At 71.4% G+C, this 21,844-nt stretch carries 17 protein-coding genes; 6 read left to right on the forward strand and 11 right to left on the reverse strand.

Translation table 11 applies throughout. From position 1 onward, the window contains the following. The first annotated feature begins 34 nt into the window (after nt 1-34). Entirely contained in the window at nt 35-451 is a 417-nt protein-coding gene (locus tag FHS23_RS19410; protein WP_183657959.1) for a DUF1707 domain-containing protein, read from the forward strand. A gap of 72 nt (nt 452-523) precedes the next feature. Here FHS23_RS19410 and FHS23_RS19415 read toward each other — a convergent pair whose 3' ends face one another. Beyond that, nucleotides 524-1,105, reverse strand: coding sequence for a GNAT family N-acetyltransferase (locus tag FHS23_RS19415; protein ID WP_183658099.1), 582 nt, complete (start codon nt 1,103-1,105; stop codon nt 524-526). A 203-nt stretch (nt 1,106-1,308) separates the two neighbouring features. Further along, nucleotides 1,309-3,066 carry a glycerol-3-phosphate dehydrogenase/oxidase gene (locus FHS23_RS19420; RefSeq protein ID WP_343054109.1) on the reverse strand — a complete coding sequence of 586 codons (1,758 nt, stop codon included), beginning with the start codon at nt 3,064-3,066 and terminating at the stop codon, nt 1,309-1,311. 258 nt (nt 3,067-3,324) lie between these two features. On the opposite strand from FHS23_RS19420, the gene FHS23_RS19425 reads away from it, so the two are divergent. Then, complete coding sequence (locus tag FHS23_RS19425; protein WP_183657961.1) at nt 3,325-4,074, forward strand: MIP/aquaporin family protein; 750 nt, start codon at nt 3,325-3,327, stop codon at nt 4,072-4,074. Between the two features lie 13 nt (nt 4,075-4,087). Next, nucleotides 4,088-5,593 (forward strand): glycerol kinase GlpK, encoded by a 1,506-nt coding sequence (glpK, locus tag FHS23_RS19430; protein WP_183657964.1) that lies wholly within the window; start codon nt 4,088-4,090, stop codon nt 5,591-5,593. 40 nt (nt 5,594-5,633) lie between these two features. Here the strand turns inward: glpK and FHS23_RS19435 are convergent, their stop codons facing one another. Beyond that, nucleotides 5,634-6,419, reverse strand: a complete 786-nt coding sequence (locus tag FHS23_RS19435) for a VOC family protein (RefSeq protein WP_183657967.1) — start codon at nt 6,417-6,419, stop codon at nt 5,634-5,636. 70 nt (nt 6,420-6,489) lie between these two features. Further along, nucleotides 6,490-7,890: an NAD(P)H-quinone dehydrogenase gene (locus tag FHS23_RS19440; protein WP_183657970.1), complete on the reverse strand. Its 1,401-nt coding sequence runs from the start codon at nt 7,888-7,890 to the stop codon at nt 6,490-6,492. 84 nt (nt 7,891-7,974) lie between these two features. Between FHS23_RS19440 and FHS23_RS19445 the strand changes: the two genes are divergently transcribed. Continuing rightward, nucleotides 7,975-8,427, forward strand: coding sequence for a gamma-glutamylcyclotransferase (locus tag FHS23_RS19445; RefSeq protein WP_183657972.1), 453 nt, complete (start codon nt 7,975-7,977; stop codon nt 8,425-8,427). A 234-nt stretch (nt 8,428-8,661) separates the two neighbouring features. Here the strand turns inward: FHS23_RS19445 and FHS23_RS19450 are convergent, their stop codons facing one another. From FHS23_RS19450 to FHS23_RS19475, 6 genes are all read right to left on the reverse strand, one after another. Next, nucleotides 8,662-9,492 carry a DUF559 domain-containing protein gene (locus tag FHS23_RS19450; protein ID WP_343054110.1) on the reverse strand — a complete coding sequence of 277 codons (831 nt, stop codon included), beginning with the start codon at nt 9,490-9,492 and terminating at the stop codon, nt 8,662-8,664. Between the two features lie 428 nt (nt 9,493-9,920). Continuing rightward, entirely contained in the window at nt 9,921-11,204 is a 1,284-nt protein-coding gene (locus FHS23_RS19455) for an amidohydrolase (protein ID WP_183657976.1), read from the reverse strand. Nucleotides 11,205-11,528: 324 nt separating this feature from the next. Next, the gene (locus FHS23_RS19460; RefSeq protein ID WP_183657978.1) at nt 11,529-12,002 is read right to left on the reverse strand and encodes a hypothetical protein; all 474 of its coding nucleotides are present in this window, start codon (nt 12,000-12,002) and stop codon (nt 11,529-11,531) included. Nucleotides 12,003-12,128: 126 nt separating this feature from the next. Further along, nucleotides 12,129-13,145 carry a methylmalonyl Co-A mutase-associated GTPase MeaB gene (meaB, locus tag FHS23_RS19465; protein WP_183657980.1) on the reverse strand — a complete coding sequence of 339 codons (1,017 nt, stop codon included), beginning with the start codon at nt 13,143-13,145 and terminating at the stop codon, nt 12,129-12,131. Continuing rightward, nucleotides 13,145-15,364, reverse strand: a complete 2,220-nt coding sequence (scpA, locus tag FHS23_RS19470) for a methylmalonyl-CoA mutase (RefSeq protein ID WP_183657982.1) — start codon at nt 15,362-15,364, stop codon at nt 13,145-13,147. The genes meaB and scpA overlap by 1 nt, the downstream gene beginning before the upstream one ends. Further along, nucleotides 15,361-17,337, reverse strand: coding sequence for a methylmalonyl-CoA mutase family protein (locus tag FHS23_RS19475; protein ID WP_183657984.1), 1,977 nt, complete (start codon nt 17,335-17,337; stop codon nt 15,361-15,363). Before FHS23_RS19475 ends, scpA begins: the two co-directional genes overlap by 4 nt. Nucleotides 17,338-17,523: 186 nt before the next feature. On the opposite strand from FHS23_RS19475, the gene FHS23_RS19480 reads away from it, so the two are divergent. After that, the gene (locus tag FHS23_RS19480) at nt 17,524-19,224 is read left to right on the forward strand and encodes a protein kinase domain-containing protein (RefSeq protein ID WP_183658104.1); all 1,701 of its coding nucleotides are present in this window, start codon (nt 17,524-17,526) and stop codon (nt 19,222-19,224) included. Between the two features lie 104 nt (nt 19,225-19,328). Beyond that, nucleotides 19,329-20,123: a purine-nucleoside phosphorylase gene (locus FHS23_RS19485; RefSeq protein WP_183658107.1), complete on the forward strand. Its 795-nt coding sequence runs from the start codon at nt 19,329-19,331 to the stop codon at nt 20,121-20,123. Between the two features lie 448 nt (nt 20,124-20,571). Here FHS23_RS19485 and FHS23_RS19490 read toward each other — a convergent pair whose 3' ends face one another. Further along, nucleotides 20,572-21,834, reverse strand: a complete 1,263-nt coding sequence (locus FHS23_RS19490; protein ID WP_183657987.1) for a PucR-like N-terminal domain-containing protein — start codon at nt 21,832-21,834, stop codon at nt 20,572-20,574. Nucleotides 21,835-21,844 lie beyond the last annotated feature (10 nt).

Raw genomic sequence — 21,844 nt, forward strand, 5'->3', positions numbered from 1 at the left:
GCCGCGGCCTCGTCGTCACGCCTACGATCGACGTGTGGCCGCTGATCGATCCGAGTTGCGGCTCAGCGACGCTGAGCGGCAGGAAGCCCTCGACGCACTGTCCGAACACGTGCGTACCGGGCGGCTCGAGCTGACCGAGTTCGACGAACGCTCGGTGCAGGTCAGCGCGGCCAAGTTCCGCAAAGACCTGAAACCCCTGTTCGCGGACCTGCCCGAACCGCGGCCCAGCGTCCTCGGCGACCTCTCGCGCCACGACGGCGGCGTGCCGCGAGCCGGGCGCCCGGCGCCGGCCCCCGCGACGCCCTGGCGGGACCGGCTGGCCTCCGCGGTCGTGCCGGCCGCCGCGGTGCTGGCGATCGCGCTGTTCTTCGTCACCCGCGCCGGGTTCTTCGTGTTCCTGATACCGGCGGCGGCAGCACTGCTCGCCGGCGTGATCGTGGGCCGTCGCTGACGGCCACGACCGCGCCGCCACCACCCACTGCGAACCTCCTCCACAGTGGACGTGCACTGTGGACGACCGATGTCACGTGAGCACGGCGGTCTCCCATTCCCGCGCCAGCACGGCATAGACGACCTCGTCGGTCCACTCGCCTTTGACGTACTCGTTCTCGCGCAGGTGCGCTTCCCGCCGCATTCCGAGCTTCTCGAGAACACGCGCGGATGCCGCGTTGCGGCCGTCGAGTCGCCCGTACACGCGATGCACGCCGAGTTCGCCGAAGGCCAGTTCGATCAACGGCCGCGTCGCCTCGGTGGCGAAACCGCGGCCCGCATGGTCGGGATGCAGGACGTAACCGACCTCGGCCTGCCGGTGCTCGCCGTGCTGCCAGTGCAGGTTGACGTCACCGATCAGCTCACCCACCTCCCCTCCGGGCGCCCGCAGAGCCACGGCCAGCAGAAGCGTGTCGCCGGGCTGGGCCAACGTCGAATACCGCTCGATCCGCTCGGAGAGCTTCGCCGCGGCGTCCTCCCTCGACATCGGCCGATCGTAGAGATACCGGTTCACGTCCTCGCGCGAACGGATCGCGTGGAGCGCGTCGAGATCTCCCGGCTCGAACGGGCGCAGCACCAGTCGGGGCGTGTGCAACACCCGCGTGCGGTCGATGATCACGCACCCGAGCGTAGCGGCGCACGTGCCCCGGCTCCACGGTTCTCGGCCCTCGCGGGGCGCGGACGCGCCGGCCGGTCGTTGAGCGGTGGGTGCCGGACGCCCGGGCCCGAGTGCAGGACAGGCGCCGCTCCCGGGTCGTCCCGGCGCGGCGAGCACGCCGGGACGATCGGCGTCGGCTCAGCGGTGAGGGTCGGTACCGGTCAGCTGACGGGTTCGGTGAGGCGCTGCCTGGCCTCCGGGGCCGCGACACGGCGGGCGTCGGCGGCCTCGTCGTCGGGCTGGGCCTGCGAGTCGCGCTCGGCCTCGACGCGTGCTCGGTACACGTCGACCTCCTCGCGCCGCTGCTCCGGCGTCCACCCCAGCACGTCGCCCACCAGCTCGGCGACCTGCTCGGCGCAGTCGACACCGCGGTGCGGGTACTCGATGGAGATCCGCGTCCGCCGCGCCAGCACGTCCTCGAGGTGCAGCGCACCCTCGTCGGTGGCGGCGTAGACGGCCTCGACGCGCAGGTAGTCCGGCGCCGCCTCGATCGGCTTGAGCAGGTCGGGCCTGCCGTCGGCCAACGCGAGGACGTCACCGATGAGCGAGCCGTACCGGTCGAGCAGGTGCCGCACGCGGTACGGGTGCAGCCCGTGGTCGGACGCCAGGTGATCGGCCTGGTTGACGAGCGCGTGGTAGCCGTCCGCGCCGACGAGCGGCACCTTGTCGGTGATCGACTCCTGCACCCGCTCGGGCACGTCGACGGCCGCGGCGTCCACCGCGTCGGCCGCCATCACGCGGTAGGTCGTGTACTTGCCGCCCGCGATCGCCACCAGGCCGGGCGCCACCCGTGCCACGGCGTGTTCGCGCGAGAGCTTCGACGTCTCCTCGCTCTCACCCGCCAGCAACGGTCGCAGCCCGGCGTACACGCCTTCGATGTCGTCGTGCGTGAGCGGTGTCGCGAGGACCTTGTTGACGTGCTCGAGCAGGTAGTCGATGTCGCCGCGCGTCGCCGAAGGGTGCGCCAGGTCGAGGTTCCAGTCGGTGTCGGTCGTGCCGATGACCCAGTGATTGCGCCACGGGATCACGAACAACACCGACTTCTCGGTCCGCAGGATCATGCCACTCTCCGCGACGATCCGGTCACGCGGAACGACGATGTGGACGCCCTTGCTCGAACGCACCCGGAACCGTCCGCGGCTGCCGGAGAGCCGCTGCAGCTCGTCGGTCCACACGCCGGTGGCGTTGATCACGGCGTGGGCGCGGACGTCGGACTCCTGTCCACTCTCGACATCGCGCACCCGGACCCCCGAGACGCGGTCGGCCTCCCTGAGGAAGTCGACGACCTGCGTCGAATTGCGCACCACGGCGCCGTAGTGCGCGGCCGTGCGGGCGACGGTCATCGTGTGGCGGGCGTCGTCGGCCTGCGCGTCGTAGTAGCGGATGCCGCCGATGAGCGCGTCCCGTTTCAACGCGGGCACCATGCGCAGCGCGCCCGCGCGGGTGAGGTGCTTCTGCCCCGGTACCGAGCGTGCACCGCCCATCGTGTCGTACAGCAGCAGGCCCGCGGCGGTGTACGGACGCTCCCAGCCGCGGTGCGTCAGCGGGTACAGGAAGCTCACCGGCTTGACCAGGTGCGGCGCGATCCGGTTGAGCATCAGCTCGCGCTCGCGCAGCGCCTCCCGGACGAGGCCGAACTCCAGCTGTTCGAGGTAGCGCAGGCCGCCGTGGAAGAGCTTGCTCGACCGGCTCGACGTGCCGGACGCGAGGTCGCGGGCCTCGATGAGCGCCACGCGCAGCCCGCGCGTCGCCGCGTCCAGGGCCGTACCCGCGCCGACGATGCCGCCACCGATGACGACGAGGTCGAAGGTCTCCTCGCCGAGCCGCTGCCACGTCTCGGCGCGCGTCTCCGGACCCAGTTGGGCCGACGCCGCCGCCCTCGCCGACGTCCTCGCCTCGCGTCCACGCTGCGCTGTCACCTGACTCCTCCTCGCCGACGTCGAACCCGATCACCGGGACGCTTCCAGCATGTCACGTCCGCGGTCGCTCGCACGTCCGGACGCCGCAGTAGTCCGAAACGATGCTTTGAGCGATCACTCACATGCGAGTAGCGTTCTGATCCAACGTGGAACGGCAGGGGCGCCCTCCCTGGGCTCGCCCTGCACGGACAGGTCAACAGCGGCCACGGGCGGTTCGCCGTCAGGGTCGCGACGTCCAAGGTGGAGGGCTGAAAGCCTATGAGCGCCGGAGCGATTTTCGTCTGGGAGATGCTGGGCACCTCGGTGCTCGTCCTCCTCGGTACCGCCGTGGTGGCGAACCACACGCTGCGCAAGACCCTCGGGAGCGGCAGCGGATTCCTGTTCATCACCGTCGGCTGGGCGTTCGCGGTCTTCGCGGGCGCCAGCGTCGCCGACGCGACGGGCGGCCACATCAACCCGGCGGTGACCTTCGGGCTCGCGGTCTCCGGGGAACTGCCCTGGGCCGACGTCCCGATCTACTGGGCGGGCCAGATCGTCGGCGGTGTGCTCGGTGCTGTGCTGACGTGGCTCGCCTACAAGCTGCAGTTCGACGACCACCCGGAGCCGGAGGGGACGCTCGGCATCTTCTCCACCATCCCGACGATCCCGAACAAGGTGTGGAACACCGTCACCGAGGTCATCGGCACGTTCATCCTGCTGATCTGGATCCTGCTCACCCCGACCGCGACCGTCACGGAGGGCGGCGAGCCGGTGTTCGGCAACGCGGCTCTCGGCTACGCGGGCGTGTCGTTCGTCGTGTTGGTGATCGGTACGTCGCTCGGCGGTCCGACGGGCTACGCGATCAACCCGGCTCGCGACCTCGGGCCCCGCATCGCGTATGCATGGATCCTGCCGATCCGCGGCAAGGGAAGCCCGCAGTGGGGATACTCGTGGGTCCCCGTCGTCGGCCCGCTCATCGGTGCCGGTCTCGCCGGCCTCCTCTACCTCGCCGTCAGCGGCCTGAGCTGAGTTTGGAGCAACAGTGTCTCGTTTCGTCGCCGCCATCGACCAGGGCACCACATCGACCCGCACGATGATCTTCGACCATGCCGGCAACGTGGTCGCCGTCGATCAGCGGGAGCACGAGCAGATCTTCCCGCAGGCGGGCTGGGTCGAGCACGATCCGGAAGAGATCTGGGCCAACACGCGTGCCACGGCCGCGGGCGCGCTGGCAAACGCCGACATCACGGCCGCCGACGTCGCGAGCGTCGGCATCACCAACCAGCGCGAGACGACCGTCGTGTGGGACCGAAACACCGGCAAACCGGTCTACAACGCGATCGTCTGGCAGGACACGCGCACCGACCGGGTCATCGCCGAGCTGGGGGATTTGGGCGGCGGGCAGGAGCGGTATCGCGAGAAGACCGGCCTGCCGCTCGCGACGTACTTCTCCGGCCCGAAGATCAAGTGGATTCTCGACAACGTCGAGGGCGTGCGCGAGCGCGCCGAGGCCGGGGACCTGCTGTTCGGCAACATGGACACGTGGGTGCTGTGGAACATGACCGGCGGTGTCGACGGCGGCATCCACGTCACCGACCCCACCAACGCCTCGCGCACCATGTTGATGGACCTGTCGACGCTGACCTGGGACGAAGGTATCGCCGCCGACATGGGCATCCCGGTGTCGATGCTGCCGGAGATCCGCTCCTCGTCCGAGGTGTACAGCACCGTGCGCGAACGCGGGGCGCTCGGTGGCGTGCCGATCGCGGGCATCCTCGGCGACCAGCAGGCGGCGACGTTCGGCCAGGCCTGCCTGTCCCCCGGCGAGGCCAAGAACACCTACGGCACCGGCAACTTCGTGCTGCTCAACACCGGCACCGACAAGGTGCTGTCGGAGAACGGCCTGTTGACGACGGTCTGCTACAAGATCGGTGAGAAGGCCACCGTGTACGCGCTGGAAGGGTCGATCGCCGTCACCGGTTCACTGGTGCAGTGGCTGCGCGACAACCTCGGCATGATCGGCTCGGCGGCGGAGATCGAGGGCCACGCACGCACCGTCGACGACAACGGCGGCGCCTACTTCGTGCCCGCCTTCTCCGGCCTGTTCGCCCCGTACTGGCGCTCCGACGCGCGCGGCGCCATCGTCGGCCTGACCCGCTTCGTCAACAAGGGCCACCTCGCCAGGGCCGTACTCGAGGCGACGGCGTTCCAGACTCGCGAGGTCATCGACGCCATGAACGCCGACTCCGGCGTACCGCTGCGCACGCTCAAGGTCGACGGCGGCATGGTCGTCAACGACCTGCTGATGCAGTTCCAGGCCGACATCCTGGGCGTGTCGGTGATCCGCCCCATGGTCAACGAGACCACGGCCCTCGGCGCGGCCTACGCGGCCGGGCTGGCCGTCGGGTTCTGGCAGTCCGAAGAGGACATCCGCTCGAACTGGGCCAAGGACAAGGAATGGCAGCCCGCCATGGACGAGCAGCGCCGCGAGCGCGAGTACCGCAACTGGAAGAAGGCGGTCACGAAGACGTTCGACTGGGTGGAGTGAGCCCGGCCCGATTCTCGCAGCGGCACCCGGCCCGGCGGCGTCAGCTTTCGATCACCCGGAAGTAGGCGCCGCCCGGGTCGGCCACGGCGGCCAGCCTGCCGCGCGGCGAGTCGATCGGCCCGCCGTGCACCGTGCCGCCGAGATCGACCAGCCGCGTCACGATCGTATCCACGTCGGTGACCGCGAAGTACGTCGTCCAGTGTGGCGGGATCTCCGCCGGCGCGACGTCCGGCAGCGTGCCGATACCGCCGACCTCCGCGGCCTCGTCCACGTCGCCGGCGTCGACCCGCAACGTGGCGTACTCGAAGTCGCCGTGGGACGGCTCGTCGAAGCCGTAACCGAACACCTCGGCGTAGAACCGCTTCGCCGCCGGATAGTCGCGGACGACGCACTCGTTCCAGGTGAGCGCGCCGGGCACGTTGGCGATCTGCACTCCCGTGGTGCGGCCCGCCTGCCAAATGCCGAACACCGCGCCCGCCGGGTCGACCGCGACGGCCATCCGTGCGGCCTCCCCGAGGTCACCCGGTGGCAGGAGGAGCTTCCCGCCCGCCGTCGCGATCCGCTCGGCGGTCGCGTCCGCGTCGGCGACCGCGAGGTAGGTGCTCCACGTCGACGGCGCTTGCACCCCAGGCGGCTTCGGGCCGATCGCCGCGGTCGCGCGGCCGTCGACCATCGCGATCGAGTAGTGCCCGTAGTCCTCGCCGGTGTCGAGGAACTCCCAGCCGAACAGGTCGCCGTAGAACCGCATGGCCTCGTCGACGTCGTCGGCCATCGTGTCGACCCAGCAGGGCGAGCCCTCGGGCCAGGCGCTGTCGCGGAAGGTCACGGACGCCCCTTTCCTCTCCGGGCGTCCAGTGTGACACGGCCCACCCTACGGGCAAGCGCCGTCGAAGGTGTCAGTCCAGGTCGTCGTGCTGCATCAGCTGGCGGCCCGCCTCGGTGATCGACCCGGAAAGGGACGGGTAGACCGAGAACGTCAGCGCCAGATTCTCCACCGTGAGCTGGTTCTGCACGGCCAGCGCGATCGGCAGGATCAGCTCGCTCGCGGTCGGCGCCACGACGACACCACCGACGACCACACCCGTGGCCGGGCGGCAGAACAACTTCACGAAACCGTGGCGGACGCCCTCCATCTTGGCGCGCGGGTTCGTCGACAGCGGCAGCATGATCGTGCGCGCGGGAACCTCGCCGGAGTCGATCGCCTGCTGGCCGATACCCACCGTCGCGATCTCCGGGTGGGTGAACACGTTCGCAGCGACCGTGCGCAGGCGGATCGGGGCGACGCCCTCACCGAGCGCGTGCCACATCGCGATCCGGCCCTGCATGCTCGCCACCGACGCCAGCGGCAGCAGGCCCGTGCAGTCACCCGCGGCGTACACGCCCGGCGCGCTCGTGCGGGACACCCGGTCCACGGGGATCGACCCGTTCTGTGCGGTCTCGATGCCGACCCGGTCGAGTCCGATGTCGTCGGTGTTCGGCACCGAACCGACGGTCATCAGCGCGTGGCTCGCCTCGATGGTGCGGCCGTCGGCCAAGTGGATCGTCACGCCCTTCTCGGTGCGCTCCACCCGGTCGGCGCGCGCGTGCTTGACCACCTGGGTGCCGCGCTGCGAGAAGGTCTCCTCCAGTACGGCCGCGGCGTCGGCGTCCTCGTGCGGCAACACCCGGTCGCGGCTCGACACGACCGTCACCTTGACGCCCATCTCGGTGTAGGCGGACGCGAACTCGGCACCCGTCACACCGGACCCGACGACGGCGAGGTGTTCCGGCAGCTCGGGCAGGTCGTACAGCTGGCGCCAGTCGAGGATGCGCTCCCCGTCCGGTACGGCACCGGGCAGCACGCGCGGCGTGGCTCCGGTGGCGATGAGTACGACGTCGGCGTCCAGCACCTCGTCGCCGTCCTTGCCCTCGACGGCGATCCGGTGCGTGGCCAGGCCCGGCTCGTCGTCGCAGAACCGCGCGGCGCCGGTGATCACACGTACGCCCTCGCGCTGCACCCGGGCACGGATGTCGGCCGACTGCGCGAGCGCCAGCCCACGGACCCGGCCGTGGACGGTCGACAGGTCCACGCGCGTGTCCTCGAGGTCGACGTTGACGCCCAGCTCGCGGAAGCCGTGCAGGCTCGCCCTGGCGCCCGACGAGGCGATGAACGTCTTCGACGGCACGCAGTCGTACAGCACGCAGGCACCACCCAGACCGTCCCGCTCGACGACGGTCACGTCCGCGCCGTGCTGAGCCGCCACGAGGGCGGCCTCGTACCCGGCAGGTCCGCCGCCCATGATCACGATCTTGGTCACGTCTGGTGCCTCCTCACACGCCGTCCGGTCCCACTTTAGGCGTGGCCGGGTTCCGAGTTCCCGAGAGGCCGTTACGCTGTCGCCGTGCCTCTCTATGCCGCGTACGGGTCCAACATGGAACCCTCCCAGATGGCCGAGCGAGCGCCGCACTCGCCGATGGCGGGAACCGGCTGGCTGGAAGGCTGGCGGTTGACGTTCGGCGGCGAAGACCTGTTGTGGGAAGGTGCGCTCTCCACGATCGTGGAGGACCCCGGCTCCCGGGTTTTCGTGGTGCTCTACGACGTCACCCCGCTCGACGAGGGTCAGCTCGACCGTTGGGAGGGCAACGAGCTCGGGCTGCACAACAAGATCCGGCTGCGGGTTCAGACCATGGACGGGTCGGTGCTCGCGTGGCTGTACGTGCTGGACGCCTACGAGGGCGGGCTGCCGTCGGCGCGCTACCTCGGCGTGCTGGCCGACGCCGCCGAGGCCGCGGGCGCCCCCACCGACTACGTGGCCGATCTGCGAACCCGCCCCTGCAAGGGCATCGGCCCGTAACCACTCCGCGCGCGGCAGACACCCCCGTGTTGCGTTCCCCGGGGCCCGTGTTGCGGGTTCCAGGGGCCGTGTTGCGTTTCCCGGGGGCCGTGTTGCGGGTCCCGGGGGCCGCGTTGCGGGTTCCAGGAGCAATTCCGGGCACTCCCATCCCCTCGTTCGCGTACTCGGGACTGCGATCCGACGCACCACGCCGTCGCGCGGTTCTACGCTTGCGGCCGCCCGGGACGGTCGAGGTCAACGCCGCGCCGAGTACGCACGTCGCAGGCCGGGCGCGGCCTGCACCAGTGGACGACCGCGCTTCTCGAAGGCTCGCCACAGTTCACCGAGAACCGGTTCCGGCGCCGCGAGCTGCTCCTTCCGGACTCTGACGGTGAGCCACCCGCGGTCGGCCATCTTCCGATCACGTTCGGCGTCGTAAGCACCACGGTCCTCGTGGGCCTCGAACCCGTCGTACTCCAAGGCGATCTTGACGTCGGGCCACGCCAGGTCGAACACGTACAGCAGCCGGCCGCGCAGGTCGAAGACCTGGAACTGCGGCGTCGGCAGCGGGAAGCCGGCGTCCACCACGAGCAGGCGCAGTCTGCTTTCCTGCGGCGACTCGGCCTGGCCCGTCGCCAGCTGGAGAAGCGCCTGGCCGCCCGGTACGCCGCGGCGGTCGTCACGAACGGCGAGCCTGCTACGGACGCTGTGGACCAACGACTCCGCCTGGTCCTCCGGCATACCCGCCAGCACCTGATCGACGGCTGCCAGCGCTACCCATCGCCGTTCGACACACAGCAGCTCCGCCAACGTCGGGACGAGCGAGAAGACCGGCAGGCCGTGGCGGACGTCGATGTCGTCGTCGGCGAACCTGTCTCGGTGCACGATGAGCCCACCACGTGACCGTGCGGTACTGCCGTAGGGGACGGTCACGTGCACCGCTCCGTTATCGGCCGCACTGCTCTCGGCCGCACTGCACCCGTGAAGCACCGCTGCCGTGCTGCGCGAGACGACCGCGCCCGGCCCTGCGGCGAGGAGTCCTGCCGCGGACCGGGTCACGACGTCGAGCGAACGCGCCGTATCCACGACCACTCCGCGCCACGGCTGGCTCAACAGTCCGTGACGCAACGCAGACCGGACGGTCTGCTCCCCGAGCGCGTGCAGGAGATCGCTTCGCTTCGCTACCCCGTGTTGGCTCCAGTTCGGCGTGAACATTCCGTCACTGTGACCCGCCGAGATTCGCCACGGGAGCCTGTGCGCAAATCTGTGGATAGCCGGTATCGATGTGGACAACTCAGCGACGATTGGGCCACTGCACCCACGCCGAGCTCACCTGTCCAGCCCACGACGCCGCCCCAGAAGCTGCACCACGAGTGGAGGCGGGCGGACGGGAGCGGCACCGGCCCGGAGAACGCAACACGAGGCCCGGAAGCTGCGACACGGACCCCGAGAAGCGCAACACGGACCCCGGAGGCTGCAACACGGGCCCCGGGAAGCGCAACACGGGCTCCGGGTCAGGACTTGAGCGCCACCAGGGCCGTGTTGACCATGACCCGCGTACCGGTGAGCAGGGCGCGTTCGTCGGCCTCGAAGGTCGGCTGGTGCAGGTCGCGTTTCGGCCCTTCGCCCGGCCACACGCCCAGGCGCGCGAACGCCCCCGGCACGTGCTGCAGGTACCAGCCGAAATCCTCACCTCCGGAGGACTGTTCCGTGCTCACCAGCGCTCCCGCACCGAGCGCGGCCTCGACGCCGCCACGCAGCAGTTCCGTGCTGTCCTGCCCGCTCACCACGGGCGGCACGCCGCGCTGGTAGTTCAGTTCGTAGCCGACGCCGAGCGGCGCCAGCATCGACTCCACCGACGATCGGACGAGGGATTCGAGCTGCTTCCACGTCTCCTCGTCGGCTGTGCGCAACGTGCCGCGCAGGAGTCCGTCCTGGGGAACGGCGTTCGGCGCCTCGCCCGCGTGCACCGCACCCCAGACGAGCACCGTGCCCGACCGCGGGTCGACCCGCCGCGACAGCACCGACGGCAGCGAGGTGATCACGGTGCCCAGCGCGTGGACGAGGTCCGCAGTCAGGTGTGGCCGCGAGGTGTGCCCGCCGGGCGAGGTCAGTCGCAGTTCGACGAGGTCGGCCGCCGACGTCAGGGCACCGATGCGCGTACCCACCTTGCCGACCTCGACGCGCGGGTCGCAGTGCAGGCCGAAGATCCTGTCGACGCCGTCGAGGTGGCCCGCGCGGATGACGTCGAGCGCACCGCCGGGCATGACCTCCTCGGCGGGCTGGAAGATCAGCCGCACGCGTCCGGGCAGGCGGTCGGCGACCTGCGCCAGCGCCAGTCCCGTGGCCAGCACGACCGTGGTGTGCAGGTCGTGGCCGCAGGCGTGGGCGACGCCGTCGACCGTGGAGGCGAACGGCAGCCCGCTCTCCTCGGTCAGGGGCAGGGCGTCGAGGTCCGCGCGCAGAGCCACGCAGGTGGGTCCGTCGCCGATGTCGCAGATCAGGCCCGTACCGGAGGCCATCACCCGCGGCGTCAGGCCCGCCGACTCCAGCATCCTCGCGACGAGCTCCGTGGTGCCGTACTCACGCCGCGCCAACTCGGGGTGGGTGTGGATGTGCCTGCGCCAAACGAGGACGTCACCCGCATGCCCGACCAGCCAGTCGTCCAGCCACTCCGGCCCTCTGCCCGCACCGAGGTCGGCCACCGACGCCATGCTCACACCCGAATCGGTGAGCACCGCGTCCGACGAGCCGTCCGGGTCACCCGGCACCTCGGGTCGCGAGTCGAGAACGGTCACCGCACACCTCCGCGCACGCCCGTCGACGCCGAACCCTGTCCACGGCGCGGCGGACGTCACCTATGAATCCTGTTCCCAGTGTTGCACCGAACAGGTGAGCGCGAGACCCGGATGTCGTAGCGGGGAGACCGACGGTAGGCAGATTGCGGCGAGCGGCGATGCGAATTTCGTCCGCTACCGGCCATCGCACGACGGGTGACCACTGATCGTCGCCGAATGCACGTCGACCTGCGCGGACCCGCCGCCCGGCGACGCCGACGGGCTCTCGATGCCTGCCTCGACGGCGACCGCGGCGCGTGTTCCCGGCCGGGCGCACGCCGACCCCTAGTTGTCCTTGTTGGCGCGTTTCCTTCGGATGATCCGGCCCCATATGATGATTCCCAGCAGCGCCGCCGCGGCCAGGCCGACGATGAGCTTGCTCTTGGCGTTCTCCTGATCGGCCTCGGTCTGCGGATCCAGCTCCGGTCCGGAGTCACCTCCCTGGGCGAGGTCACCCCCGCCCGTGATGCCCGGGCCCGTCACACCCGCGCCCGTGGCGCCGCCGCCCGTGACATCCCCGCCCGTCATGCCCGGGCCCGTCACGCCCGCGCCCGTCGTGTTGCCGCGAGGGAACCCAACGGCGACCGGTTCGCCCCGCCCGGGGCCGTCCACAGCGGCCGCGGCGACGGCGGGCTCACCGGTCGCGACACCCACCGGCTCAGCGGCAGCGGCGGACGCGGCGGCCGTGCTGACGCCGAACCACGCGACGCCGGGCACGACGGCCAACGCCACGGCGGCCAACGCCACGGCGACCGACACCACGCCAGCCGACACCGCGCCGGCCGCGGCACAACGCACCCGCGACGACGGAGCTGCGGACGGGGTTCGAGGGAACACTCGACAGGCACACATCACTGCCAGTGTGCCCACGAATCCGTGCGGTGGTCAGTCACCGCGCGGGGTGTCGCCGAAGCCGTACCCGAACGCGGCAAGGATCCGTTCGGCGGCGAGCGTCGCGGTGAGCGTGCCCTCGCGGACGCCGCGCTCGGCCTCATCGGCCGCCTCCTGCACGGCCGGATCCTCGCCGAGGCGGTCGAGCAGCTGGTCACGCACCATCGCCCACGTCCATTCGATGCGCTGACGGGTGCGTTTGTCCTCGAGTTCACCGGTTGATTCGAGTGCGGCGCGATGTTCGCCGATCTTGTCCCACACCTCGGCGAGACCGTCGCCGGTCATACCGCTGCAGGTCAGCACGGGCGGGCTCCACGTCGCCTCGGGGCCGTAGAGCATGCGCAGTGCGCCGGAGAGTTCACGGGCGGCGCGTCGCGCGTCGCGGGCGTGCTCGCCGTCGGCCTTGTTCACGGCGATGACGTCGGCGAGTTCGAGCACGCCCTTCTTGATGCCCTGCAGCTGGTCGCCGGTGCGCGCGAGGGTGAGCAGCAGGAAGCAGTCGACCATGCCCGCGACGGTGACCTCGGACTGGCCGACGCCGACCGTCTCGACGAGCACGACGTCGAACCCCGCCGCCTCCATCAGCACGATCGTCTCGCGGGTGGCGCGGGCGACGCCGCCGAGCGTGCCGGACGTCGGCGAGGGGCGGATGAACGCCGACGGGTCGACGGCGAGCCGGGCCATGCGGGTCTTGTCACCGAGGATCGATCCGCCGGTCCTCGTCGACGACGGGTCGACGGCGAGCACGCCGATGCGGTGTCCCGCCTCGGTCAGGTGCGTGCCCAGCTGGTCGATGAACGTCGACTTGCCGACCCCCGGGACGCCGGTGATGCCGATCCGCCGTGCGCCGCCTGCATGCGGCAACAGTTCGACGAGCAGCTCCTGCGCCTTCCGCCGGTGCTCGGGCTTGGCCGATTCGACGAGGGTGATCGCCCGCGACAGCATGCCGCGGTCACCGGCGCGTACCCCCTTCGCGTACGTCGCGACGTCGACGGCGTTGCGGCGCGGCACTATCCGTCCTGCTCCAGCTGGTCGAGCAGGTCGACCGCGGCGTCGGCGATGACCGTGCCGGGGCCGAAGATCGCGGCGGCACCCGCGGCGCGGAGTTCGTCGTAGTCCTGCGGGGGGATCACCCCACCGCACACGACGAGGATGTCCTCCCGGTCGAGCGCGGCCAGCTCCGACCGCAGCGCGGGCACGAGCGACAGGTGCCCCGCGGCGAGCGACGAGACGCCCACGACGTGCACGTCCGCCTCGACTGCCTGGGCCGCCACCTCGGCGGGCGTGGAGAACAACGGTCCGACGTCGACGTCGAACCCGACGTCCGCGAACGCCGAGGCGATCACCTTCTGGCCGCGGTCGTGCCCGTCCTGACCCATCTTGGCGACGAGGAGGCGCGGGCGGCGCCCCTCCTGCTCGGCGAACTCCTCGACCCGCTGCCGTGCGGCGTCGATTCCGCCGCCGCCCTCGGTCTTGCCGACCTCGTCCCGGTACACACCCGAGATCGTACGAATCTGCCCGGAGTGGCGCCCCCACGCCTTCTCCAGCGCCTCGGAGATCTCGCCGACGGTGGCCTTGGCGCGGGCCGCGTCGACGGCCAGTTCGAGCAGGTTCCCCCCGCCGGCAGCGTCACCATCGGCGGAGGTGCCCGCATCAGCGGGGGTGTCCGCGGCCGCCGCGGTGAGCCGCCGCAGCGCGTCCTCGACCGCGCCCGCGTCCCGCTCCGCCCGCAGCCGCTCCAACTTCTCCAGCTGCTGCGCGCGGACCTCGGCGTTGTCGACCTTGAGCACGTCGATCTGCTCGTCGGCCTCGGGACGGTACTTGTTGACGCCGATGACGGGCTGGCGGCCGGAGTCGATGCGCGCCTGCGTGCGCGCGGCGGCCTCCTCGATGCGCAGCTTCGGGATGCCGGCGTCGATGGCCTTGGCCATGCCGCCCGCGGCCTCGACCTCCTCGATGTGCGCCCACGCGCGGCGGGCGAGGTCGTAGGTGAGCTTCTCGACGAACGCGCTGCCGCCCCACGGATCGATGACGCGGGTGGTTCCCGACTCCTGCTGCAGCACCAGCTGCGTGTTGCGGGCGATGCGCGCGGAGAAGTCCGTCGGCAGGGCGAGCGCCTCGTCGAGCGCGTTGGTGTGCAGCGACTGCGTGTGCCCCTGCGTGGCGGCCATCGCCTCGACGCACGTGCGCACGACGTTGTTGTAGACGTCCTGTGCGGTCAGCGACCAGCCCGAGGTCTGCGAGTGCGTGCGCAGCGACAGCGACTTCGGGTTCTGCGCGCCGAACCGCTTGACGAGCTTGGCCCACAGCAGACGTGCCGCACGGAGCTTGGCGACCTCCATGAAGAAGTTCATGCCGATGGCCCAGAAGAACGACAGCCGCGGCGCGAACGCGTCGATGTCCAGGCCCGCGCCCTCGCCCGCGCGCAGGTATTCGACGCCGTCGGCCAGCGTGTACGCCAGCTCGAGGTCGGCGGTCGCTCCGGCCTCCTGCATGTGATAACCGGAGATCGAGATCGAGTTGAACCGCGGCATCCGCTGCGAGGTGTAGGCGAAGATGTCGGAGATGATCCGCATCGACGGCTGCGGCGGGTAGATGTAGGTGTTGCGGACCATGAACTCTTTGAGGATGTCGTTCTGGATGGTCCCCGCCAGTTTCTCCGGCGCGACGCCCTGTTCCTCCGCGGCGACGATGTAGAGCGCCATCACCGGCAGCACGGCGCCGTTCATGGTCATCGACACCGACATCTTGTCCAGCGGGATGCCGTCGAACAGCTGGCGCATGTCGTAGATCGAGTCGATCGCGACGCCCGCCATACCGACGTCACCGGCCACGCGCGGGTGGTCGGAGTCGTAGCCGCGGTGGGTGGCGAGATCGAACGCCACCGACAGTCCTTTTTGGCCGGCCGCGAGGTTGCGGCGGTAGAAAGCGTTGGACTCGGCGGCGGTGGAGAAGCCGGCGTACTGCCGGACGGTCCACGGCTGGTTGACGTACATGGTCGGGTACGGGCCCCGCAGGAACGGCGCCGCACCGGGATACGTGTTCAGAAAGTCCACATCGGACAGGTCGTCGGCCGTGTAGAGCGGTTTGACGCCGATGCCCTCGGGTGTTTCCCATTCGAGCGCGTCCGAGCCCTTGCCGGTGGCCGACTGCAGCGCCTCGGCCCAGCGCTCGCGGTCACCGGCCGCGGGCCTGCCGAGGTCGACGTCGGAGAAGTCGGGGATGCTCATCGGGCGGCTCCCTGCTTGTCGGATCCCTGTTCGGCGGACCGCTGCCCGCCGACTCCGAGCGTGTCGAGGATGCGGGTCAGGGCGGCGAGCGCGTCGCATCCGGCGTGGACGGTTCCGTCGAGGGTCACGCCGTCCGGCGCCTTGCCTGCGAGCCACACCTCGGTGGCGCCGGCCTCGCGCAGCGCCGCGACGACGTCGGCCGCCTGCTCGGCGTAGGCCGAGTCCGGGCCGCACAGGCAGGCCACCGTCGCCTGGCTCTCGCGGAATCGTGCGACGAGGTCGGCGAGGCCGTCGGTCTCGCCGGGGTTGACGGGTTCGATACCGCCCGCCTGCAGGAAGTTCGCGGTGAACGTCGCGCGTGCGGTGTGCCGGGCCAGGGTGTCGAGCGTGGCGAGGAAGACCTTCGGACGAGCCCCGGTGGCGGCGACGTGGGCGTCCGCCCGGTCGCGCAGCACCTCGAAGTCCTGCGCGTACCGCACACGCGGCAGCCCACCGACGAGACCGTCCGATTCGGACGGCCGCCGCTCGAGGAGTCGTTCGTCGGCGAGCGGGAACTCGCTGACGCCGGTGATCGGGTCGTGGCGGGTCGCGATGCGGTCTGCCCGTTCGTTCCAGGTCTCGGCCAGTCGCTCCGCCAGCGCCCCGGACGTCAGCTCGGCGACCACGCCGCCCGCCTTCTCGATCGCCGTGAACTCGCGCCACGCGGCGTGGGCGAGTTCGTCGGTGAGCTTCTCGACGTACCAGGACCCGCCGGCCGGGTCGGCGACGCCCGCCAGCTTGGTCTCGTCGAGCAGGATCGACTGCGTGTTCCGGGCCAGGCGCAGCGACTGCTCCTCCGGCCTGCCGAGGGCCTCGTCGAACGGCAGCACCGTGACGGCGTCGGCCCCGCCCGCGCCCGCGGCGAAGCCGGCGATCGTCGTGCGCAACATGTTCACCCACGGGTCACGCCGGGTGATCATCGCGGGCGAGGTGACCGCGTGCTGGCGCATGGCTGCCCCCGACCCGGTCACGCCCGACACCTCGGCGACGCGCGCCCACAGCCTGCGGGCGGCCCGCAGTTTCGCGATCGTCAGGAACTGGTCGACGGTCGCCGCGAGGCGGAACTCCAGCTGGCAGGCGGCGGCCTCGACGTCGAGGCCCGCGTCGACCAGCGCGCGCAGGTAGGCGACGCCCGCGGCGATCGTCGCGCCGAGCTCCTGGGCGTCGGACCCGCCGGCCTCGTGGAACGGCAGCCCGTCGGCGACGACGGTGCGCAGCAGGGGGTACCGCGCCGCGACGCGGGTGGCGAGCTCGGCGGCGGGCGCGAGGTCGCGGGCGGCGCCGGTGCGCGCGTGCACTGCGATCGGGTCGGCGCCGAGGGAGCCGCCGACCTCACCGTCGGGCACGCCGTGCTCGGCGTGGACGGCCAACAGCGCGTCGGCCGCCGCCGCGTAGTCCTCCCCCGCGTCGAGCGTCACCGGCGCCAGGTCGAGCCGCACCTCGTGCAGCGCGTCGGCCAGCGAGTCGACGGGCACACCCCCGCGTCCCGCACGCAGCCACACCGACGTGACGCCGCTTTCCAGATCGGCGAGCACCTCACGGTTGACCGCGCGCACGTCGCCGTGGCCGTGGCGGGACCGGACGTCCCAGCCCGCGGCCACGTTGCCGTCAGGGCAACGGCCGCGCACGAACGGCGGCAGCCCCGGGAAGCCGGCCTCGGGGGACTCGTCACCGGCCGTGTACAGCGGCTGGATCTCGATACCGTCGTAGGTCGTGGTGGTCAGCAGGCTCTCGGGCGCGCCGTCGAACCCCTCGGGCAGCGCGCCGGTCTTGCCGAGCACGCCCGCGACGAGCCGCTGCCAGGTCGCGTGGTCGGGGGTGTCGAACTCGGCCGCGAGCGACAGCGTCGGAGCCGCCTGCGCCGCGGGCTCCGTAGAACCGGTCCGCCGGGATTCCGGGTCGCCCGCACCTGGCGTTCCTGCCACTTCCGTCATACCGAGTGATGGTAGGTCCCGTGGCGATTCGTCAAGTGTGAGGCTGATCGCGACCCGGCCCACGAACGGGTGGGTACCCAGCCGCCCACCGGAGCCCTCGGCCGACAGAATGGGTGCGTGACCGCAGACCAGCCGCGCGTCGTCGCAGGCCGCTACCGACTCGACTCCGTGCTCGGTGCCGGCTCGATGGGCACCGTCTGGGTGGCCCACGACGACTTCCTGCAGCGGCAGGTCGCGCTGAAGGAGGTGCACGTTCCGCCGGGCGTGCCCTCCGAACAGCTCGCCGAGCTGCGGGAACGCACCCTCCGCGAGGCACGCGCCATCGCGGTGCTCTCGCACCCGAACGTGGTCGTACTGCACGACGTCGTCCGCGAGGGCCACGATCCGTACGTCGTCATGGAGCTGCTGCCCTCGCGGAGCCTGGCCTCGATCCTCGACAGCGACCGCGAACGGCTGACGACGGCCCAGGCGGTGACGGTCGCCGAGGCGGTGGCCGCGGCTCTGGAGGCCGCCCACGCGGCCGGTATCACGCACCGCGACGTCAAGCCCGGCAACGTGCTCATCGCCGACGACGGGCGGATCAAGCTGACCGACTTCGGCATCGCCCGCAACGTCTCCGAAGTGACGATGACGCACACCGGCATGATGCTCGGCTCGCCGGCGTTCATCGCGCCGGAGGTGGCCTCGGGCGGGGCCGTCACCTACGCGGCCGACCTGTGGGGACTCGGGGCGACGCTGTTCGCCGCGACCGAGGGCCACCCGCCCTACGACGAGGGCGGCGACCCGCTGGCCACCGTCACCGAGGTCGTGCGCGGCACTCCGCCGGTGCCCTCACCCGGCCCGCTCGCCGGCGTCATCCAGGGGCTGATGGCGAAGGAACCGAGCGCGCGACTGCCCCTCGCGGAGGTGCGACGCAGGCTGCGACCGCTTCTGCCCCCGCACGGGCAGGAGGTCTTCCCCGCGTCGCTGTTCGACGACACGGGCGCGGGCGGCGGACACGATCCGGGTGCCACGCAGATCATCCCGAAACTGCCTCCCGCTCACGACCCCGCGACCGGGGCGGCGGCCGAGGCGGGCGGTGCCGGCGCGGGCGACGCCGGGCAGGGCGGTGCCGGTCAGGGCTCGGGAGAACTGGCCGCCGACCCGGGACCGCTGCCGTTCACGCCGGCGAAGGGTCCGGGTGGTCACGCCGCCGAGCCGGAGCCGTCCTCGCGCAGACGGCTCGTGCTGATCTCGGCCGCGGTGATCGTGGTGTTCCTGCTGGCCGTCGCAGGCGGTTTCCTGCTGGTGCGCACCGTCTCCGGCCAGTCCCTCGCCCCTCCCGCGGAGGGAGCGACCCCGGAGCGTACGGCCGACGCGGCCGGGGCCACCGATCCCCGGCCGTTGGAGTTGCGCCACGGCGACGCGACGAACATGCGCGGCGCCAAGGGCGGGCTGTTCACGGTCCGCGTGCCCGCCGATTGGAAGCGGTTCGTCACCCAGCGCCCCGCCGACACGCTGCCCACCAGCACACACATCCAGTTCGTCTCTGCGGACGGCGCGCGGGCCCTCGGCGTGGAACGGTTCGCAGGCGAGGACCTCGGCGCGGAACGGTACGTGAACCGGTTGCGCGAGTCGTGGACACGGTCGGACTTCACGCTCGTGCAGCAGGAGAAGATCCACGAGGGCCAGGGTCTGCGCATCACGTACCGCACCGCCGAACGCGGCGGCCGGGACGAGGCCTCCGGCGACAGCGGACGCGCGATCAACCGCAGCACCACCGCCGACGTGTTTCCCACCAGCACCGGCCTGTGGGTGGTGGCCGTGACCGTCCCGGTGGACCAGGAACGACTCGGCAGGCAGCACCTGTTCGACCGGATCGTCCCGACGTTCCGCCAGACCGACTGACGCGCCCGCCCGGCGCCCGGGGGCGGGCCGACTGCGGTGTTCCCGCCACGGACGCCTGCGGGCCTGCAGTAACCTGCGCATTCGTGACGGATTCGAACTCCCCCATGGACCAGGCCCAGGAGACGGCCCACGAGGCCGCGGCCGCCCTTGCCGAGCGCACCGGCACCGATCGGCACGACATCGCGATCGTGCTGGGCTCAGGCTGGCGTCCCGCCGCCGACGTCATCGGCACCCCCGACGCGGAGGTCGAGCTGGGCGATCTGCCCGGGTTCGCCAAGCCCGGCGCCGTCGGCCACGGCAGCACCGCACGGTCGGTGTCGCTGGGCGACAACCGCGCGCTGGTGCTGCTCGGCCGCACGCACCTGTACGAGGGCCGCGGCGTGGGGAACGTCGTGCACGGCATCCGCACCGCCGCGGCGGCGGGCGTGAAGACCGTGCTGCTGACCAACGCCGCGGGCGGACTGCGGCAGGGATTCGAGGTCGGCCAGCCGGTGATGATCTCCGATCACCTGAACATGACGGGCACCTCACCGATCGTGGGCGCGAGCTTCGTCGACCTGACCGATCTGTACTCGAGCAGGCTGCGCGCACTGGCGTCGTCGATCGACCCGTCGCTGGCCGAAGGCGTGTACGCGGCGATGCCGGGGCCGCACTTCGAGACGCCCGCGGAGATCCGGATGTTGCGAACCCTCGGCGCCGACCTGGTCGGCATGTCGACCGTGCTCGAGGCGATCGCAGCGCGGGCGGCGGGACTGGAGGTGTTCGGGCTGTCGCTGGTGACGAACCTGGCTGCAGGGATCACGGGCGACCCGCTCAGCCACGACGAGGTCATCGAAGCCGGCCGGGCCGCGGCCGAGCGGATGGGTTCACTGCTGCGAGACCTCGCCGCCGGGGCCTGACGCCCACGGCCGGGCGAGGTACGCCGAGCGAGGGCTACTTCGACGTGACGGTGCCGGTGACGATCGGCACGTCCGTGACTTCCCTGCGAATCATCGAGGGTCCTTTCCTGGAAATGATGTCCTCGCGGACCTCGGCACCCCGGTGGCAGAGGCGGCGACAACGCCGTCGCACGCCGCACCGGGGCGGTTCGCGAGCCGAACCAGCTCGAGCTGCACGTCAATCTCCCCCGCGAGGGTGGGCCGCGACAATAACCCGTTCGAGTAGCCCGACCGGCGCACGACGACGGTTGTCACCGCGCTGACAAAACGGGCTCGCGCGTTGCTCACCCCGGTGCGGGCGATGTCCGCTTTCGCTGATCCACGTCGGTGACCGACCACCGCGACACCGGGACGGGAGTGTGCTGCACGCCACCCTCGCGCACGGGCCGTCGGGCAGGCGCGCGGCCCGTCACGGGTGTGGCGCGTCCTGCTTACGGAGCAGGTTCCGCGCCAACAGTCCCGCCGCGAGCCACACCCGCCCCTCGGGATCGTGGAGCCGATCACCGTAGCGTTCCTCGAGCTGATGCATGCGATACCGGACCGTCTGCGGGTGGATGTTGAGCTGCGCGGCGATGTCCGGTGCACTGCCGCGACGCTGGATCCAGGCCAGCAGCGTTTCGGCGAGCCGCTCGCGCTGGCGCACGTTGAACCCGGAGAGCGGCTCGACGGCCTTCTCGCTGAGCAACCGCGCCAACGGCTGGTCACTGAGGAGCCAAAGGGTGAGCAGATGATCGTCGGCGCGCAGCACGTCGTCGGGGTCACCGGCGCCGTCCTCAGGTGTGCCGTCTCCGGGTGGAGTGGGTGCGACGACGCCTGCCACCCGCAGCTCGGAGAGGTGGCGCGCCCACCGGAGCGAGTGTGCGGCCACCTCGACCGGCACGGGCGGTCCGACGACGGCGTTCCTGCCGCGGAGATCGGCGTCAGGAAGGCCGCCCTCCCCGCCGCCCGCCTCCCGCCACGGCAGCACGACGCACGGAACGTCACCTTCGAGGTCCACGAGCACGTCACCGGGCAGGTCGGGATAGGCGGCCGGATCGTCACCGGGCGGGTCGACGACGGCGACCGCGAGGCGCTGCGGCAGCGGCCACGCGGCGGCGGCCGCCAAATCCTCGAGCATGTCGCGCGGCGCGGGGGTGTCCGCGACGAGCAGCTCGAGCAACCGTTTGCGCCTGCGTTCGAGGGCACCTGCCACGCGCCGCTGCGCCGCGGTGTAGCCCTCGTGGGACAGGTCGGACAGCTCGTCCACGTAGGCGAACAGCGCCGCGGCCAGCTCGCACATGGTCTCCGTCCGCAGCCCGGCCGCGAGCCCGATCTCGGAGAGGCGTTTCCAGCCGACCCGCACGGCGAGACGGAACGCCGAGTGCAGTACCTCGAGGCCGCGACCTTCGGCGACCTCGAAACCGCCGAGTCTGCGGAACACCGCGTCGGTCCTGTCGTCGACGGGCGAATTGCCGAGCAAGCGGTCGAGGAAGTCGACGACGCCCTGCTCGACGCCGTCGCGAACGGCCTGGCCGAACACACCCTCCAACGGCCGCTGGTACTCGGGGATCGTGTACTGGATCTGCTCGATGATGCGTTCGGCGACCGTCCCGGCCTGCTCCCGGAACACCGGCGCCATACGCGCCAGTTCCTCCCGCGCGGACGGGCCGACGAGCGCGGAATCGGACAACACTGCAGGCCAC

The sequence above is a fragment of the Prauserella isguenensis genome, assembly GCF_014191605.1.
Classification (GTDB): domain Bacteria; phylum Actinomycetota; class Actinomycetes; order Mycobacteriales; family Pseudonocardiaceae; genus Prauserella; species Prauserella isguenensis.

Excerpts from the sequence above, each read along its gene's own strand:
- FHS23_RS19425 (WP_183657961.1), top strand. The coding sequence starts at position 3,325 with ATGAGCGCCGGAGCGATTTTCGTCTGGGAGATGCTGGGCACCTCGGTG.
- scpA (WP_183657982.1), bottom strand. The coding sequence starts at position 15,364 with ATGAGCATCCCCGACTTCTCCGACGTCGACCTCGGCAGGCCCGCGGCC.
- FHS23_RS19475 (WP_183657984.1), bottom strand. The coding sequence starts at position 17,337 with ATGACGGAAGTGGCAGGAACGCCAGGTGCGGGCGACCCGGAATCCCGG.
- FHS23_RS19480 (WP_183658104.1), top strand. The coding sequence starts at position 17,524 with ATGGGCACCGTCTGGGTGGCCCACGACGACTTCCTGCAGCGGCAGGTC.
- FHS23_RS19485 (WP_183658107.1), top strand. The coding sequence starts at position 19,329 with ATGGACCAGGCCCAGGAGACGGCCCACGAGGCCGCGGCCGCCCTTGCC.